Below are 17523 nucleotides of genomic sequence, written 5' to 3' on the forward strand. Positions count from 1 at the left end.
TTATTTTTACCATAATAAATTAAATTTATTGATTAAAAAATAAAATAATGTGTTTAATAAAAAAATATTTTGGAGGGATTTGTTTGCCTAAGATATTAGTAAAAAAGAGTGCTCCTTTAGAAGGAACAGTAAAGATAGACGGAGCAAAGAATGCGGCGCTTCCTATTATAGCTGCTTCGCTTTTGGGAACGGAACCTATAGTTTTAGAGGATGTACCTAATTTAGTAGATGTTAAGATAATTTTAAAAGTTTTAGAGAGTTTGGGTGCAAAAGTAAAATTTTTATCTGAAAATAGAGTTTCTATTGATTCAAGTAATATAAATTCTTTTGTAACTGATAGAACTTTAATGGAAAAGATGAGGGCTTCGTTTTTGGTAATGGGTCCGTTACTTGCAAGATTTGGAAGAGCGGATGCGTTTTTACCGGGTGGTTGTGCAATAGGTTCTCGTCCTATTGATTTGCATTTAAAAGGATTTAAAATATTAGGTGCATTAATTGAAGAAGAGCCTGATAAAATTTCTGCTAGATGTGAAAGACTTTATGGAGATACAATTTATTTGGACTTTCCTTCAGTAGGTGCAACTCAAAATATAATGATGGCTGCAACTTTAGCTAAAGGTGAAACTATAATTGAAAATGCTGCAAGAGAACCTGAAATTGTAGATTTAGGAAACTTCTTAAATAAAATGGGAGCCAAAATTTCAGGAGCGGGGACTTCCACTATAAGAATTATAGGAGTTGAAAAATTAGGTGGTACGGTTCATACAATTATTCCTGATAGAATAGAAGCTGCTACTTTTATGTTAGCTGCTGCAATTACCGGAGGAAAAGTTGTAGTTCAAAATTGTATTTCAAATCATATAAAACCTGTTATAGCAAAGTTGAAAGAAACAGGAGCTTATGTTGTTGTAAATGAAGATGAAGATTCAATTTTTGTAAAGGGAAGCGATAAGATTAAGGGTACAGATATTAAAACTTTACCTTATCCGGGTTTTCCAACAGATGTTCAAGCTCAATTTATGGCTTATCTATGTGTTTGTGAAGATCAGGCAAAAGTTACAGAAACTGTTTTTGAAAATAGATTTATGCATGTTGATGAGCTTAATAAAATGGGTGCTATTATTGCAACAAGTGGAAAAGAAGCTAGAATTGCAGGGGTTAGAAAACTTGTCGGTGCAGAAGTTAATGCTACTGATTTAAGAGCAGGAGCTGCCCTTGTTTTAGCAGGTCTTGTTGCAGAAGGTACAACAACAATAGGAAATATTTATCATATAGATAGAGGTTATAATGATTTTGTAGGCAAAATGAAATCATTAGGTGCAAATATTGAAAGAATAGAAGATTAATTTTTTAGGAAACTAGTTATAGTTTCCTAAATTTATATACAGGAGAAGTTATGAAATTAACAGGAGAAGTTATAAAGGTCAGATATGTAAATGAGGAAAATGGATATTCTGTTTTTGACTTAAATACAAGTGATGGTGAAATCAAAATTGTAGGAATTTTTGATTCTGTTAATGTCGGAGAAAGTTTAGAAGTTGAAGGGGAGTTTACATACGATAACAAATATGGGGAACAGCTTAATGTAACTTCCTATCAAAAAAATTGCCTAGTTCTATTATAGAAATTGAAAGATATCTTTCTAGTGGGATTATTTCTACAATTGGGCCTAAAAATGCAAGTTATATTGTTGAAAAATTTGGGAAAAAAAGTTTAGATATAGTTTTTGATGAAACTGACAGATTGATAGAAGTTAAAGGAATCGGAAAGAAAAGTATCGAAAAAATAAAAAAATCAGTTGAGGAATTAAGATTTAGCAAAAATATATTATTTCATCTTAGCGGACTTGGGATAAGTTTAAGTTTATCAAAAAAAATTTATAACATCTTTAGAGAAGATACTTTAGAAATTATTAATGAAAATCCGTATAAGCTGATAAAAAATGTAAAGGGGATTGGCTTTTTAAAAGCAGATGAAATAGCTTTAAAGAATAATTTAGATAAAAATAGCCCTTATAGAATTGAGTCTGCAATTCTATATGTACTAAATCAAAAAGCTATAAATTTTGGACATGTTTATTATCCAAAAGAAAAACTTACTGATGAAGTTTCTAAACTTATAAAAGTGGAAAAAGAACTTATAGAGCCTGTATATATGAATTTACTTTTATCTTCAGAAGTTGTTATAGACAATTCATTTGAAGAATCAAATATTTATTTGGATTATTTATATATTTCTGAAAGCTATATTGCAAGTAAACTTGCAAAAATGGCATTAAATGAAGATTTCAAAATTTTATTTGACATTGAAAAGGAAATAAAGGAAGCAATTAAAAGTTTGTCTATAAAATTGTCAGGAATTCAAATAGATGCAATAAAATCCTGTTTTAAAGAAAATATATCAATTATAACAGGTGGACCGGGTACTGGTAAAACCACAATAATAAATACAATTGCTAAGATATATTTAGACAATGGTTATAATATTTCTCTTTGTGCTCCAACAGGTAGAGCTGCAAAAAGAATTGAAGAAACTACCGGAATAGAAGCTAAAACTATTCACAGAATGTTAGGATATATTCCAAGTAGTTATGATGATATTGGACATTTTGAATATAATGAAGATAATCCTTTAGAAACAGATTTAATTATAATTGATGAGATGAGTATGGTTGATGTGGTCCTTTTTGAGAAATTGCTAAGAGGAACAAAGGACAATACGAGATTAATCATTGTCGGGGATGTTGATCAGTTACCAAGTGTTGGAGCGGGAAATGTTTTAAGTGATTTAATAAATTCTGAAAAGATAAAATATACAAAACTTGTTGATATTTTTAGACAATCTGAAAATAGTAATATAATTGTTAATGCTCATAAAATTAATAATGGGCAAGAGCCGATTTTAAATGAAAAAAATAGTGATTTTTTCTTTTTAAAAACTGAAACTCCTGCAATTACCAGAAATGTTGTAGTTGATTTGATTAGTAAAAGACTTCCGAAAGCCTATGGCTATGATTTTTCTAGAGATATTCAAATTCTTACTCAAAGTAGAAAAGGAATTTGTGGGGTTTTTGAATTAAATAGATTGTTACAAGATATTTTAAATCCAAAAAATGAAGAAACTGATGAAATATTAGTTGGTAATAAACTTTTTCGTGTAAATGATAAAGTTATGCAAACTAAAAACAATTATAATCTTTCTTTTGTTGATTCTGATGGGGAAGAAAATTTTGGAGTATATAATGGAGATATGGGACATATTATTTTTATTGATAAATCAAGCAAGAAATTGACTGTTGAAATGGATGATAAAAGGCTTATAGATTATACTTTAGAAGATTTGGATAATTTGGAATTAGCTTATGCAATAACTATTCATAAGTCTCAAGGTTCTGAGTTTAAATCTGTTATCATTCCAATGTTTGATGGATATAAACTACTTCAAACTAGAAATTTATTATATACTGCTATTACAAGAGCAAAGGAAAATATTGTTTTAGTAGGAGATAAAAATGTTATGAACAATATGATTAGAAACAACACTATAAATAGCAGATATTCAAATTTGGAAAATAGAATTAAACATTTTTACGGTCTTGTTGAGGAATTGTTGTAATGATAAAAAATTTTTTAAAAAGTTTCTTTTTTAATGAAGATTATTGTTTTTTCTGTAAAGATAATATTGTAAAAGATTTTTATTTGTGTGAGGATTGTATATCCAAAATAAGAAAATATGACAAGGAAATTTTTAATGATTATGGAGAAGAATATTTTAAAAAAGATATTTTATTCTATTATTCTGGAATACTAAAGATAAAAATTAAGGAATTTAAGTTTGAAAATGGAGTGTATTTAAAAAATCCTTTTGGAAAGTTGATATATGAAAATTTGGATAAATCTTTGATTGAAAAGATGGATTACATAGCTTATGTCCCTTCAAGTAAAAAGAAGATGAAACTCAGAGGATATAATCATTCAAAACTTCTTGCAGAGGAAATTTCAAAGTATTCTAATATACCATTATTTGATAATCTTCGTAAGATAAAAAATACAAAATCACAACATTTTTTATCCCTTGAAGAAAGAAGTGTAAATTTACAAAATTCCTTTTTAGTTGATTGTGATTTAAGTGGGAAAAATATTTTGCTATTAGATGATATACACACAAGTGGAGCTACGATTGATGAGTGTTATAAAGAATTGAAAAAAGCTAATTGTAATTTTGTTTGGGCTGTCTGCCTATGTGGAGTGTTTTAATATTAAAATTAAGCGAGTTTAATTGACTCGTTTTTTGTTATTAAAATTTAGAGAATATATTAATATAATTAAATATTAAAAAAGTTGAAAAAAAGTCATATTTCTAATTGTAAACGCTTATTCAAAATGATATAATATAAGGGCAAATCATACAATTTATGTTTCACTAATATATAGGGGGAATTATGAAAATATTTAAAAGAATTTTAATTTCATCTTTGGCACTTGTTTTAAGTGCAGGACTTCTTGTGGGCTGTGGCTCTAAAAAAGAAGGAAAAAAATCTGCTGATGGAAAAACTACTATTGAAAAACTTTCAATCGGTTTTGTACCTTCAAGAGAACCATCAGAAATAGTTACTGCAACTGAACCTTTAAAAAATTTATTAAAGGAACAATTAGCAAAAGAAGGTTTTGATGTAAAAAATGTTGAAATAACAGTTGGAACAAGTTTTGAAGCAGTTGGGGAAGGTCTTAATGCCGGAACTTTAGATGTTGGATTTATTCCGGCAGGAACTTATGTTTTATATAGAGACGGAGCAGAAGTTCTTTTAACTGCTACTAGAAAAGGGCTTTCTATAAATGACGATTCTGCTAAAGTTTGGAATGACAAAAAACCGACAAAGAAAACAGAAGATCAAGCTACTTCTTATAGAGCATTAATGATTGCCGGACCATCTGAAAAAGGACAAGCAATAGCTAAAAAAGTAAATGCCGGAGAAAAATTAACATGGGATGATGTTAAAGATTTAAAATGGAGTGTTATGAATCCAACTTCTCCTGCAGGATATATTTATCCAACTCTTTGGTTAAATGAAACTTTTGGAAAAACTATTAAAGATTTAGGAAATAATGCAATTTTAAGTGATTCTTACGGCTCTGCATTTGCAAGACTTGCTTCAGGACAAGTTGATGTACTTTGTACATATGCTGATGCAAGACTTGATCAAGAAAAGAAATGGACTGAAAATTACGGAAGAAAAGCATCTATTTGGGAAGAAACAAATCTTATTGGTGTAACAACTCCAATTTACAATGACACTGTAAGTGTTTCTAAGAAGTCTAAAAATGTAACACCTGAATTTAAGAAAGCTTTAGAAAAAGCATTGATTGAAATTGCTAAAACTGAAGAAGGTAAGAAAGTTATATCAGTTTATAGTCATGAAGGTTATAAACCGGCAAAAGATGCTGATTATGATAATGAAGCAAAAGCTCAAGAAATTGTAAAAAAATTAAAATAATGTTGAATTAATTAAATTGTGTGAGAATTAGGGAGAGAGAAATCTCTCCTTTTTTAACAAAATATATGGAGAAAAGAATGATAGAATTTAAAAAAGTTAGTAAAGTTTATCCTAATGGAACAAAGGGGTTAATTGATGTGGATTTACAAATTGAACAGGGAGAATTTGTAGCTATTATAGGACTTTCGGGTTCCGGAAAATCTACATTAATAAGATGTGTCAATAAGATGCATGAAATTACTTCAGGAGAATTAATTGTAAATGATGTCGATGTAAAAAAATTAAGTGGATCAGATATTAGAAAATTTAGAAGAAAAATTGGTATGATTTTTCAATCTTTTAACTTAGTTACTAGAACTACAGTTATAAAAAATGTTTTAACTGCATTTGTTCCGGATTTAACAGGTTTTAGAAAATTTTTTGGAATATTTCCAAAGGAATGTAAGATAAAATCTTTAGAAGCTCTCGATAAAGTAGATATGTTGGAAAAGGCTTATGTAAGAGTTGATCAACTTTCAGGTGGACAACAACAAAGGGTTGCATTGGCAAGAGCTTTAGGTCAAAATCCACAAATAATTTTAGCAGATGAACCTGTTGCCGCTCTTGACCCTGTAACTTCAAATCAAGTTATGGAAGATTTTAGAAAAATCAATAAAGAAAATAAAATTACTATTTTAATAAATATTCACGATGTTGATTTAGCTTTAAAATATTGTGATAGAGTTATCGGTATAAACAAAGGTAGAATTGTTTATGATGGAAAATCAAGTGATATTACAAAGGAAATTTTAGATAAAATTTACCAAAAAGATTTATTTGTAACTGGAGAATAATATGAAAAATATATTTGATACTGTATTTCCAAAAGAAAAGATAACTTTAGACAATGGAAAAGTGGTTTTTAGACCACGTTCAAAAACTCCTTTAATTACAATCATTGTAATTTTATTGATGTATATTTCAATAAAGGTTACAGGATTTAATTTTGAAGTTTTTAATAATTTTGGAAACTTTTTTAATATTTTAAAAGGTATGATTCCGCCTGATTTTAGTTATTCAAAAGATGTTTTAACTCCACTTTTTGACACTATAAAAATGTCATTAATGGGTTCGTTTTTAGGAGCACTAGTTTCATTACCGGTTGCTATATTAGCTTCCAGCAATATAACTAAAAATAAATTTGTAAATGGATTTTTTAAATTGTTTTTAAGTATTTTAAGAACTCTACCATCTCTTGTTTGTGCTTTAATAGCTACTTATATATGGGGTCTTGGTACTTTTGCAGGAACTGTTGCAATCTTTATTTTTTCATTATCTTATGTTGGAAAATTATTGTATGAGTCAATTGAAACTGTTGATATGGGTGCTTTTGAATGTATGGAATCTATGGGATTTACTAAATTCTATGCTTTTAGATATGCTATATTACCGGTTGTTTTACCTTCATATATTTCAACAGCACTATTCAACTTTGAAGGTAATGTTAGATATGCAGCAATTTTAGGTTATGTTGGTGCAGGTGGTATTGGTATGATTTTGAATGAAAAACTCGGTTGGAGAGAATATTCAAAAGTTGGTACTATAGTATTTTTATTACTTTTAACTGTTTTTGTAATAGAAATTATAAGTGAACATTTTAGAGGAAGGTTGGAGTAATGGAAATGATGAATTCAAAAGTAGAAGAAAAATTAAAAAAAGAGCCAAAATCTTATACTTATATCATAGCTGTTATTGTTATAGTTTTAGGACTTTTAGTTTGGTCAGCAATGTCTATTAAAAAAGGTGATGATGTAAAAGACTCAATGACAATTGCTAAAAATATTATAAATGGTATATTACATCCTGATTTGGAATTCCTTTTTAGATTCGATAGTAAAGGTGTAATTTATTTGCTTTTTGAAACAATGTGTATTGCATTTTTAGGTACAATAATTGGAGCAATTATTTCTATTCCTTTTGCATTTATTTCTGCTAAGAAAATTGTTTCAAAATATGTGGCTGTAATTGGAAGATTTTTTACAATGTGTGTTAGAACTGTTCCGGCTTTTATTTATGGACTTATGTTTATAGGTGTTACAGGCCCTGGAGCGTTGGCTGGTGTATTTACAATGTCAGTTGTTTCAATAGGAATGGTTACTAAATTATATATAGATGTTATAGAAGATTTAGATTTTGGTATTATCGAATCTCTTTCAGCGATTGGATGTACTAAAATTGAACAAATAAGATATGGAATTTTACCACAAATTTATTCAAAGTTAATTTCTATCGTTATTTATAGATTTGATATGAATTTAAGAGATGCATCTGTTCTTGGACTTGTAGGAGCAGGTGGAATCGGAGCACCACTTATTTTTGCAATGAACAATTATCGTTGGAATGAAGTTGGTTCAATTTTAGTTGGAATAATTATTTTAGTTTTAATTATAGAGGTATTTTCAAACAATGTAAGAAGAAAATTAGCGAGGGGATATTAATGGCTTTTAAAATTTTATCTACCACTGATGTTCATGGTAATTTACTAGCATATAATTTTGTAAACTCTGATATAGCAAATAAAGGACTTTCAAGATTTTCAACTTTTTTAAAAGATGAAAGAAAAAAGGGAAAGTAATTTATGTTGATAATGGAGATATAAATCAGGGAACACCTTTGGTAACCTATGCTAATGCAAATTTAAAAGAAAATATAGTTGCTAAAGCTCTTAATCATTTACATTGTGATTATATAAATATAGGAAATCACGATTTTAACTATGGTAGTGTTTTTTTATATAATTATGTTAAAGAAACTAATGCAAAATGTATTACTGGTAATGTAAAGTATAAAGATGAAAAACTTGGAAATACAGATATTATTTGCATAGATAATAAAAAAGTTGCACTAATCGGAGTTGTAACTGATTATATTGACCATTGGGAAAATCCTAAAAATTTAGAAAATTTAGAAATCCTAAGCGTTTTTGAAACTGTTAAAAATTCAGTTGAAGCTGTTAGAGATAAGGTTGAATATGTGGTTGTTTTTTATCATGGCGGTTTTGAAAGAGATTTGGAAAGTGGAAATCCTACTGAAAACTTGACAGGAGAAAATGTAGGGTATGAGATTTGTGATAAAATTTCCGGAATAGATGTTTTAGTTACAGGGCATCAACATAGAACTTTAACAGGAAAGATAAAAGACACTCTTGTAATACAATGTGCCGATGGCTGTGCAACTTGTATGGAAATTTTATTTGATGAAGATATCTCAGTTAATCTTAAAGATATTTCAGAATATGAAATTGATTTTGAAATGGAAGAAAAATTTAAAGAAGTTTTAAATGAAACGGAAAAATGGTTGGATATTGAAATTGGAAGTTGTAATAAAGAAATGTATATTTCTGATACAAAGACTGCTCAATTGGCAAAACATTCAATTACAAGTTTTATAAACAAAATTCAAAAAGAAACAATGGGAGCGGATATTTCTTCTTGTTGTCTTTTTGAAGTTATGCCCGGTTTTGGTAAAAAGTTAAGATATAGAGATATAATTTTAAATTATCCATTTCCAAATACATTAGTTTTAAAAGAAATGAGTGGGCAAAATATTTTAGATTATTTAACACAGCTTTCAACTTATTGGATAGTTAAGGATAATAAAATTGATATTAATCCAAAGTTTTTATATCCAAAAAGAGAGATGTATAATTATGATATGCTTGATGGAATAGAATACACAATGAACATTTCAAAAAGTGGTAAAAATTATATAACAGATGTAAAAGTTGATGGAGAAGAGTTGATTTTAGATAAAAAATATAAACTTGTATTAAATAATTATAGAGCGACAGGAGGAGGAAACTTTTCTTTTTTCCCAAAACTTAAAACTCTTAAAGAAGATACTAGAGATATTGCCGAAGTTTTAATTGATTATGTAAAAGAAAATAATTATATTGAAATTGAGGATAAGAATAATATAAAATTAAAAATCGTAGAGTAGAATTAAAGACTATTGCAATTGATGTAATAGTCTTTTTATGTTAAAAATAGGCATAAAAAAGATACATTTAAATAAAAATATATCTTTTAAAAGTAAGCTATTTTATTTCCAAATAAACAGGGCAGTGGTCGCTTCCTAAAATACTTTGATGAATTTGTGCATCAACAAGTCTATCGTCCATATCTTTTGAAGTTAAGAAATAGTCAATTCTCCAACCTGTATTTCTTTCTCTTGATTTTCCAAAATAACTCCACCAACTATATTCATTTTCTTTATCAGGGTAGAAATATCTAAAAGTGTCTGTAAAACCGCTATCTAAAAGAATGGACATCTTTTCTCTTTCTTCATCCGTAAATCCTGCATTTTTTCTATTTGTCTTCGGATTTTTTAAGTCAATTTCTTTATGAGCAACATTTAAATCGCCACAAACTATTACTGATTTTGTTTTATTTAAATCAAGTAAGTAATTTCTAAAAGCATCTTCCCAAACCATTCTATAGTCAAGTCTTAAAAGTTCTTGTTTTGAGTTTGGTGTATAACAAGTTACTAAGAAGAAATCGTCATATTCTAAAGTTATAAGTCTTCCTTCATTGTCATGTTCTTCCATTCCCATTCCATATTTTACACTCAAAGGTTTAAATTTTGTAAAAATAGCAGTTCCGCTATATCCCTTTCTTTGTGCATAATTATAAAAAGTTTCATAGCCTTCAAGTTCTAAATCAAGTTGACCTTCACTCATCTTAATTTCTTGTAAACAGAAAAAATCCGCATTAATTTCATTAAAATAATCTAAAAATCCTTTTTTGATACAAGCTCTAAGTCCGTTTACATTCCAAGAAATAAATCTCATTTAATCACCTCATATTATTTTTTAATCATACTAATTAATTATACCATAATTTTTAAGTTACAAACATCTATTTTAAATTTTGCTTTAGTTTGAAACTGTTGAAATAAAATACCTTTTGATGTAAAATATAGTAGAATATATATATTTAGGAGGACTTTATGATAGATTATAAAAAAGTTTATGAAGAATGGTTAAATAATGAGTTTTTTGATGAAAATACAAGAAAAGATTTACTTTCAATAAAAGATAATGAAGAAGAAATTAAAGATAGATTTTATAAAGTTTTAGAATTTGGTACAGCAGGGCTTCGTGGAAAACTAGGTGCCGGAACAAATAGAATGAATAAATATATGGTTTCAAAGGCTGCACAAGCTCTTGCAAATACTATTATTGATCATGGACAAGAAGCTATTGAAAGAGGAGTTGCCTTAAGTTATGATGTAAGATATGGCTCTAAAGAATTTGCAGAACTTACTTGTTCAATAATGGCTGGAAATGGAATTAAATCATATATATATAAGGGAATTAGACCTACTCCAATGTGTTCTTATGCGATTAGAAAATTAAATTGTATAGCGGGAGTAATGGTTACTGCTAGTCATAATCCACAAGCATATAATGGATATAAAGCGTATTGGAAAGAGGGATCACAAATTCTTGATGATATAGCAAATCAAATTTCAGCTCATATGGATAAAATTGAAAAGTTTGAAGATGTTAAATTAATTCCTTTTGAAGATGCTATAAAGAGTGGAATTGCTAAATATATTGATGATTCAGTAGATGAAGATTACAAAAAAGAAGTTTTAAATTTAACTATAAATGATGAAAATATAGATAAAGATATTAAAGTGGTTTACACTCCTTTGAATGGTGTTGGAAATTTACCTGTTAGAGAAGTTTTAAAAAGAAGAGGATTTGAAAATATTTTTGTTGTAAAAGAACAAGAATTGCCTGATCCTGAATTTACTACTGTTGGATATCCTAATCCTGAAGTTCCTAAAGCCTTTCTTTATTCTGAAAAATTAGGTAAAGAAGTTGGAGCTGATATTTTAATTGCAACAGATCCTGATTGTGATAGAGTTGCTCTTGAAGTAAAAGATAAAAATGGAGAATATGTATTTTTAAATGGTAACAGAATAGGAGCTCTATTATCATATTACATTTTCTCACAAAGACATGCACTTAATAATTTACCTGAAAATCCTGTTTTAGTAAAATCTATTGTAACAGGAGATTTATCCAGAGCAATAGCTAAAAAATATGGAATAGAAACAGTTGAAACATTAACAGGTTTTAAAAATATTTGTGGTAAGACAAATGAATATGATGTAACTAAAGAAAAAATTATGTTTTCGGATATGAAGAAAGTATTGGTTTTTGCTATGGTACATTTATAAGAGATAAAGATGCTGTCGGAGCTTCAATGATGGTTGTAGAAATGGCTGCATACTATAAAAAACAAGGAAAGAGTCTATTAGAAGTTTTAAATGATATCTATGAAGAATTTGGATATTATAATGAAAGACAAATTTCTCTTGAACTTGAAGGAATTGAAGGACAACAAAGAATTGGAAGAATGATGGAAGACTTTAGAGAAAATCCTATTGAAGAAATGGGAGATATTTCTTTAAAAGAAATCATTGATTTTAAAGATGGATATTTGGATTTTCCAAAACAAAATTGTCTAAAATATTACTTGAATGATGGCTCTTGGTATGCTTTAAGACCGTCAGGAACAGAACCTAAGATTAAATTATATATTTATACAATAGGAAAAACTGAACAAGAAAGTATTGATAAATTAGATTTAATTGAAAAAGTATGTAGAGAAAAAATGAATAATGTAAAATAAAGAAAAAGGTATGTTAATTCATACCTTTTTTTGCAATAAGAACCCCACCCTTCCACGATGCTTCGCATCGGGTGGGTTCCAGGGAACCTTGTTGTTTCACAATAAAAAAACTAACAAAAGTTAGTTTCAAAATGGTGCCGGCAGTGGGACTCGAACCCACACACCCTTGCGGATAACAGATTTTGAGTCTGTCTCGTCTGCCAGTTCCGACACGCCGGCAAATTTAATTACTGAAATAGTATAACATAAAAATAAAAACATTTCAATATTTTTAATAAAAATTTTTGTGTAAAAATATTAAAAATATTTTATCAATATAATTAACAGACTTTACTAATTTAAAAAAATTTTGTATAATAGTAAAGATTAGGTTAATATAATAAAAGTTTTTGCATAATTGTAGGAGGTAATAATATGTCAAAATTAACAGTATTCGATCATCCGGTAATTTCACATAAGTTGGGATATTTAAGGGATAAAAAAACCGGTGGGAAAGATTTTAGAGCTTTGGTAAATGAAATTTCTATGCTTATGGCTTATGAAGTTACAAGAGATTTAAAAACTGATGAAGTAGAAATTGAAACACCTTTACAAAAGACAAAGGTTAAGAGATTATCAGGTAAAAAGTTGGGAGTAGTTCCTATCCTAAGAGCGGGACTTGGAATGGTTGAAGGTATGTTAAATATTCTTCCTGCTGCAAAAGTTGGTCATATTGGGTTATATCGTGATCCTGAAACTTTACAACCTGTTGAATATTATTGTAAATTACCTGTAGATGCAGAAGAAAGAGACTTTTTAGTTCTTGATCCAATGCTTGCAACTGGAGGTTCAGCTTCTGATGCAATAAAACTTTTAAAACAAAAAGGTTGTAAAAATATTAAATTAGTTTGTATAATTGCTGCTCCTGAAGGAGTTGAAGCTGTTCAAAGAAATCACCCGGATGTAGATATTTTTGTAGCTGCATTGGATGAAAGATTAAATGAACATAGCTATATTATTCCAGGACTTGGAGATGCAGGAGATAGATTGTTTGGAACAAAATAGTTTATAGAATTTAAATAGTTGGAGTTTTCTCCAACTTTTTATTGTGAAATAACAAGGTTCCCGGGAACCCATCCGATGCGAAGCATCGTGGAAGGGTGGGGTTCTTATTCTAGTTAAAACTTTTAATAGAATTTATTAAAATGTGTATTGGAATAATAGAAATATTTTGGGGTGTTATATAATGTTTAAAAATAAAAATTTTTTATAATGGTATTATTATTTATATTATTTTCTTTTACAGCTTGTTCAGATGAAAAAGATGTTGGTGATATATTTGAAAAAATAAAAGAAGCAAATAATACTATTCAGTCATATATATTGGTTAATGAAATAAATAGTGAAAATAGGGGAACTGTAATGATTCAAACTATGAAGGCTGAATTGATTAATGATAAAAGTACTAAGGAAATCACTAAAGGTAAGGCATCTATCAGATATAGTGGAAATTCAAATTATGAACAAAATAATTATGATGTCGAATTTGTTGGTGATGAAAACAAAACAATGATTATAACAAAAAAAGTAAATGGTGAGGAAAATAGAAAAGAAGAAAATAACGTCAATTATAATATATATCCAAACTATTTTAAATTGTTAGATGGTATTTATTCTATTGAAGAAAAAGATTTAAAATTGGAAGAAACGGATACTGAATACCATTTAAAATTAAAAAATGACAATAAAAGTTTAAAAGTTTTTAATTTGTTAAAATCAGAATATAAATTAGCTCTTCATAATGTTTCAGAAAAAGAAGTTGATATGACATTTGAAGCTGTATTTGATAAAAATACATTTTATTTAAAAAATATAATTTGGAAAATAGAGTATAGTGGATATAAAGGTCAATTTAAAACTAAAAACACTACAACATATTCAGATTGGAACAAGGTGAATTTAGACTAAAAAATAGAATATAGTTTTTTTATGTTACTCTATAATGAGTAGCATTTTTTTTGAAGGATTATAATACTTTGTGGGTATAAATTCTTTGAATATGTATTAAATCTATTGAAATATATGTTTTTTTATGTTATAATTTTTGGGTATGTAAATAGAAAATAATATAATTTTTATAGAGCGATTAGGAGGAAATTAAATGAATACTAAATTAGTATCAAGAGATGAAAAGAAAATAGTTTTTACATCAGAAATTAGTTCAGAGGCTTTTGAAGCTTCAATTAATAAAGTTTATAACAAAATGAGATCAAGATTTAACATTCCAGGATTCAGAAAGGGTAAAGCTCCAAGAAAAATCATAGAATTAAATTATGGAGAAGGAATTTTCTTTGAAGATGCAGTAAATGATTTGTTACCTGACCTATTCGAAGAATCTGTAAAAGAATTAGAAATTGGTAAAGATATCTGTGGAATGCCAAAAATAGATATTGAAGAGTTTGATAAAAACAAAGCTATAGTTATTAAGTTTGAACAAGAATTAAAACCTGTTCCTGAATTAGGTGATTATAAAAATTTAGTAGCTGATGATGTTAAGTTTGAAGTAACTGATGAAATGGTTGATGAAAGAGTAAATAAAGAACGTGAAAATAATGCAAGAATAGTTTCAATTGAAGATAGACCTGTAAAGGATATGGATACTGTAAATATTGACTTTGAAGGAAGTGTTGAAGGTGTTCCATTTGAAGGAGGTAAATCTGAAAATTATGATTTAGTAGTAGGTTCACATACTTTTATTCCAGGTTTTGAAGAACAATTAATCGGAAAGAATATTGGAGATAATGTTGATGTCAATGTTATTTTCCCTGAAGAATATCATTCAGAAGAATTAAAAGGAAAAGAAGCACTTTTCAAAGTTAAAATAAATTCTATTAAAGAAAAACAACTTCCTGAATTAGATGACGAGTTTGCCCAAGATGTTTCAGAATTTGATACATTGGAAGAATACAGAGCAGACATTAAAAAGAATCTTATTGAATCAGCAGAAAGAAATGCATTAGTTCAAAAACAAAATAATGCAATTGATGCTCTTATTGAAAGTTCAAATGTAGAAGCTCCGGAATCTATGGTAAATGAAGAAGTTGATAAAGCTTTTAGAGATTTTGCCGGTAGAATTAGACAATACAATATGGAATTAGATAACTATTTCAAAATGTTAAATACTACTGAAGAAGCAGTTAGAGAACAATTAAAACCTGAAGCTACTAAGAGAGCTAATGCAGAACTTGTTATTGACGCTTTTGCAAAATTAGAAAATATTGAAGTATCTGAAGAAGAAATTGATAAAGAAATTGATGAATTTGGAAAGAATATGAAAGTAAAAGATTTTGAAGGATTTAAGAAGGAATTAAAATCAGGAGAAGGTCTAGAAGGAATTACTGCAAGTTTAATTAGAAGAAAAGCGGTTGATCATTTGGTAAGTCTTGTTAAATTCCAAGAACCTAAAAAAGAAACTGTTGAAGAATAATTAGTTAAAATATAGCTTGCATTATGTTAAGCTATATTTTTTATTAGGAGGTAATTATGGCACTTATACCAATGGTAGTTGAACAAACTAATAGAGGAGAAAGGTCTTATGATATATATTCAAGACTTTTAAAAGAGAGAATTATATTTTTAAGTGGAGAAGTTAATGATCAAATGGCTGATTTGATTGTTGCACAACTTTTGTTTTTAGAATCAGAAGATCCCAAAAAAGATATTCAAATTTATATAAATAGTCCAGGAGGATCAGTTAGTGCAGGACTTGCAATTTATGATACAATGCAATATATTAAACCTGATGTAAGTACTATTTGTATTGGTCGTGCTGCAAGTATGGGAGCATTTTTATTGACATCAGGAGCAAAGGGAAAGAGATTTGCACTGCCTAATGCTGATATTATGATTCACCAACCATTAGGAGGAGCACAAGGGCAAGCTGAAGATATTAGAATTCAAGCTCAAAAGATTTTACAAGTTAGAGCTACTCTAAATGAAATTTTGGCAAAGAGAACAGGACAATCACTTAAAAAAATTGAAAAAGATACAGATAGAGATTTCTATATGACTGCTCATGAAGCAAAAGAATATGGAATAATTGATGAAGTAATTGAAAATTAAGGAGTAAATTTTGGAAAAAAAGATTACTAGATGTTCTTTTTGTGGAAAAGAGGTTGAAGAAGTAGATCAAATAGTAAGCGGAATTAATGCAAATATATGCAATGAATGTATTGAAATTTGCCATTCTATGCTTGAATACCAAGAAAGAACAAAGAAAAAAGAAAGTTTAGAAAAATTACCAACTCCGGTAGAAATCAAGAAAATTTTAGACGAATATATTATACAACAGGACAATGCAAAAAAAGCACTGAGTGTTGCTGTATATAATCACTATAAGAGAATTAATAGAGATGTTGAGAGTGAAGTAGAAATTCAAAAGTCCAATATCTTACTTGTTGGACCTACAGGAAGCGGTAAGACTCTTTTGGCTCAAACTCTTGCAAAAGTTTTAGATGTTCCATTTGCAATTGCAGATGCGACAACTTTAACAGAAGCTGGATATGTAGGAGAAGATGTTGAGAATATAATTTTGAAATTAGTTCAGGCAGCAGATTATGATATAGAAAGAGCCGAAAAAGGAATAATATATATTGATGAAATTGATAAAATTACTAGGAAAAGTGAAAATCCTTCAATAACCAGAGATGTTAGTGGAGAGGGTGTTCAACAATCACTTTTAAAAATTATAGAAGGAACAGTTGCAAATGTTCCTCCTAAAGGAGGAAGAAAACATCCTGATCAACAATATATTCAAGTTGATACTACAAATATTTTATTTATTGTAGGAGGAGCTTTTCAAGGTATTGATTCAATTTTAAAAGCCAGACTTGAGAAAAAATCAATGGGATTTGGCGCAGATGTTAAAACGGATAAACTTGATGATTTTTCTGAAATAATTAAGAATTTAAGACCTGAAGATTTACTAAAATATGGTTTGATACCTGAATTTGTTGGTAGAATTCCAATGATTGTAACTTTAGAAAGTTTAAATGAAAATTCTTTAATTAGAATTTTAGAAGAACCAAAAAATGCTTTAATTAAACAATATAAAGAACTTTTATCTATGGATAATATTGAACTTGAGTTTGAAAAAGATGCAATTAAAGAAATAGCAAAGATAGCTCTTGAAAGAAAAACAGGAGCAAGAGGTTTACGTGCTGTTATAGAAAGCGCTCTTTTAGATACTATGTTTACATTACCTTCTGAAAAAAATGTTGAAAAATGTATTGTTACAAAAGATGTTGTTTTAGGAAAGGCAAATCCCGTTTTAACTTATAAAGAAAGTAAAAAATAGAGGAAAAAATT

16 protein-coding genes, 1 tRNA gene and 1 pseudogene are annotated in these 17523 nt (G+C 28.3%); 16 read left to right on the forward strand and 2 right to left on the reverse strand.

Annotated features, from left to right (window positions below):
* Window positions 1–83 precede the first annotated feature (83 nt).
* The 10 genes from murA to HMPREF9127_RS03450 all read left to right on the forward strand — a co-directional run bounded on the left by murA (window position 84) and on the right by HMPREF9127_RS03450 (window position 9472).
* A complete protein-coding gene (gene murA / locus HMPREF9127_RS03410; protein WP_009448140.1) occupies window positions 84–1346 on the forward strand; it encodes a UDP-N-acetylglucosamine 1-carboxyvinyltransferase in 1263 nt (420 codons plus the stop codon).
* Window positions 1347–1396: 50 nt separating this feature from the next.
* Complete coding sequence (locus HMPREF9127_RS03415; RefSeq protein ID WP_009448005.1) at window positions 1397–1624, forward strand: YrrC family ATP-dependent DNA helicase; 228 nt, start codon at window positions 1397–1399, stop codon at window positions 1622–1624.
* Window positions 1606–3615: an SF1B family DNA helicase RecD2 gene (gene recD2 / locus HMPREF9127_RS03420; RefSeq protein WP_009447748.1), complete on the forward strand. Its 2010-nt coding sequence runs from the start codon at window positions 1606–1608 to the stop codon at window positions 3613–3615. Before HMPREF9127_RS03415 ends, recD2 begins: the two co-directional genes overlap by 19 nt.
* The gene (locus tag HMPREF9127_RS03425) at window positions 3615–4256 is read left to right on the forward strand and encodes a ComF family protein (protein ID WP_009447882.1); all 642 of its coding nucleotides are present in this window, start codon (window positions 3615–3617) and stop codon (window positions 4254–4256) included. Before recD2 ends, HMPREF9127_RS03425 begins: the two co-directional genes overlap by 1 nt.
* A 185-nt stretch (window positions 4257–4441) precedes the next feature.
* Window positions 4442–5494, forward strand: coding sequence for a phosphate/phosphite/phosphonate ABC transporter substrate-binding protein (locus HMPREF9127_RS03430; protein WP_009448300.1), 1053 nt, complete (start codon window positions 4442–4444; stop codon window positions 5492–5494).
* Between the two features lie 77 nt (window positions 5495–5571).
* A complete protein-coding gene (phnC, locus tag HMPREF9127_RS03435) occupies window positions 5572–6327 on the forward strand; it encodes a phosphonate ABC transporter ATP-binding protein (RefSeq protein ID WP_009448479.1) in 756 nt (251 codons plus the stop codon).
* 1 nt (window position 6328) lies between these two features.
* The gene (gene phnE, locus HMPREF9127_RS03440; RefSeq protein ID WP_009448304.1) at window positions 6329–7150 is read left to right on the forward strand and encodes a phosphonate ABC transporter, permease protein PhnE; all 822 of its coding nucleotides are present in this window, start codon (window positions 6329–6331) and stop codon (window positions 7148–7150) included.
* Window positions 7151–7155: 5 nt separating this feature from the next.
* Window positions 7156–7971 carry a phosphonate ABC transporter, permease protein PhnE gene (gene phnE / locus HMPREF9127_RS03445; protein WP_255261682.1) on the forward strand — a complete coding sequence of 272 codons (816 nt, stop codon included), beginning with the start codon at window positions 7156–7158 and terminating at the stop codon, window positions 7969–7971.
* Entirely contained in the window at window positions 7971–8108 is a 138-nt protein-coding gene (locus tag HMPREF9127_RS08980; protein ID WP_255261683.1) for a metallophosphoesterase family protein, read from the forward strand. The genes phnE (HMPREF9127_RS03445) and HMPREF9127_RS08980 overlap by 1 nt, the downstream gene beginning before the upstream one ends.
* 38 nt (window positions 8109–8146) lie before the next feature.
* Window positions 8147–9472, forward strand: coding sequence for a bifunctional metallophosphatase/5'-nucleotidase (locus tag HMPREF9127_RS03450; protein WP_009448085.1), 1326 nt, complete (start codon window positions 8147–8149; stop codon window positions 9470–9472).
* A gap of 97 nt (window positions 9473–9569) precedes the next feature.
* Here the strand turns inward: HMPREF9127_RS03450 and HMPREF9127_RS03455 are convergent, their stop codons facing one another.
* A complete protein-coding gene (locus tag HMPREF9127_RS03455) occupies window positions 9570–10322 on the reverse strand; it encodes an exodeoxyribonuclease III (protein ID WP_004833166.1) in 753 nt (250 codons plus the stop codon).
* Window positions 10323–10483: 161 nt separating this feature from the next.
* Between HMPREF9127_RS03455 and HMPREF9127_RS03460 the strand changes: the two are divergent.
* Window positions 10484–12177, forward strand: a pseudogene (locus HMPREF9127_RS03460) (phospho-sugar mutase).
* A gap of 132 nt (window positions 12178–12309) precedes the next feature.
* Here the strand turns inward: HMPREF9127_RS03460 and HMPREF9127_RS03465 are convergent.
* Window positions 12310–12396, reverse strand: a tRNA-Leu gene (locus HMPREF9127_RS03465).
* A 195-nt stretch (window positions 12397–12591) separates the two neighbouring features.
* Here HMPREF9127_RS03465 and upp point away from each other — a divergent pair.
* The 5 genes from upp to clpX all read left to right on the forward strand — a co-directional run bounded on the left by upp (window position 12592) and on the right by clpX (window position 17512).
* Window positions 12592–13221, forward strand: a complete 630-nt coding sequence (gene upp, locus HMPREF9127_RS03470) for a uracil phosphoribosyltransferase (protein ID WP_009354226.1) — start codon at window positions 12592–12594, stop codon at window positions 13219–13221.
* Window positions 13222–13428: 207 nt separating this feature from the next.
* On the forward strand, window positions 13429–14124 hold the full coding sequence (locus HMPREF9127_RS03475; protein ID WP_009448110.1) for a hypothetical protein: 696 nt from the start codon (window positions 13429–13431) through the stop codon (window positions 14122–14124).
* Between the two features lie 193 nt (window positions 14125–14317).
* The gene (gene tig / locus HMPREF9127_RS03480; protein WP_009448369.1) at window positions 14318–15643 is read left to right on the forward strand and encodes a trigger factor; all 1326 of its coding nucleotides are present in this window, start codon (window positions 14318–14320) and stop codon (window positions 15641–15643) included.
* A 56-nt stretch (window positions 15644–15699) separates the two neighbouring features.
* Entirely contained in the window at window positions 15700–16278 is a 579-nt protein-coding gene (gene clpP, locus HMPREF9127_RS03485; RefSeq protein WP_009448417.1) for an ATP-dependent Clp endopeptidase proteolytic subunit ClpP, read from the forward strand.
* Window positions 16279–16288: 10 nt separating this feature from the next.
* The gene (gene clpX, locus HMPREF9127_RS03490) at window positions 16289–17512 is read left to right on the forward strand and encodes an ATP-dependent Clp protease ATP-binding subunit ClpX (RefSeq protein WP_009447711.1); all 1224 of its coding nucleotides are present in this window, start codon (window positions 16289–16291) and stop codon (window positions 17510–17512) included.
* Window positions 17513–17523 lie beyond the last annotated feature (11 nt).

This window comes from Parvimonas sp. oral taxon 393 str. F0440 (assembly GCA_000223315.2).
In the GTDB taxonomy this organism is placed as follows: domain Bacteria; phylum Bacillota; class Clostridia; order Tissierellales; family Peptoniphilaceae; genus Parvimonas.

Bases quoted from the DNA above. Each gene is read 5' to 3' on its own strand.
- HMPREF9127_RS03415 (WP_009448005.1), top strand. From the start codon at position 1,397: ATGAAATTAACAGGAGAAGTTATAAAGGTCAGATATGTAAATGAGGAA.
- HMPREF9127_RS03425 (WP_009447882.1), top strand. From the start codon at position 3,615: ATGATAAAAAATTTTTTAAAAAGTTTCTTTTTTAATGAAGATTATTGT.
- HMPREF9127_RS03430 (WP_009448300.1), top strand. From the start codon at position 4,442: ATGAAAATATTTAAAAGAATTTTAATTTCATCTTTGGCACTTGTTTTA.
- phnC (WP_009448479.1), top strand. From the start codon at position 5,572: ATGATAGAATTTAAAAAAGTTAGTAAAGTTTATCCTAATGGAACAAAG.
- phnE (WP_009448304.1), top strand. From the start codon at position 6,329: ATGAAAAATATATTTGATACTGTATTTCCAAAAGAAAAGATAACTTTA.
- phnE (WP_255261682.1), top strand. From the start codon at position 7,156: ATGATGAATTCAAAAGTAGAAGAAAAATTAAAAAAAGAGCCAAAATCT.
- HMPREF9127_RS08980 (WP_255261683.1), top strand. From the start codon at position 7,971: ATGGCTTTTAAAATTTTATCTACCACTGATGTTCATGGTAATTTACTA.
- HMPREF9127_RS03455 (WP_004833166.1), bottom strand. From the start codon at position 10,322: ATGAGATTTATTTCTTGGAATGTAAACGGACTTAGAGCTTGTATCAAA.
- upp (WP_009354226.1), top strand. From the start codon at position 12,592: ATGTCAAAATTAACAGTATTCGATCATCCGGTAATTTCACATAAGTTG.
- HMPREF9127_RS03475 (WP_009448110.1), top strand. From the start codon at position 13,429: ATGGTATTATTATTTATATTATTTTCTTTTACAGCTTGTTCAGATGAA.
- tig (WP_009448369.1), top strand. From the start codon at position 14,318: ATGAATACTAAATTAGTATCAAGAGATGAAAAGAAAATAGTTTTTACA.
- clpP (WP_009448417.1), top strand. From the start codon at position 15,700: ATGGCACTTATACCAATGGTAGTTGAACAAACTAATAGAGGAGAAAGG.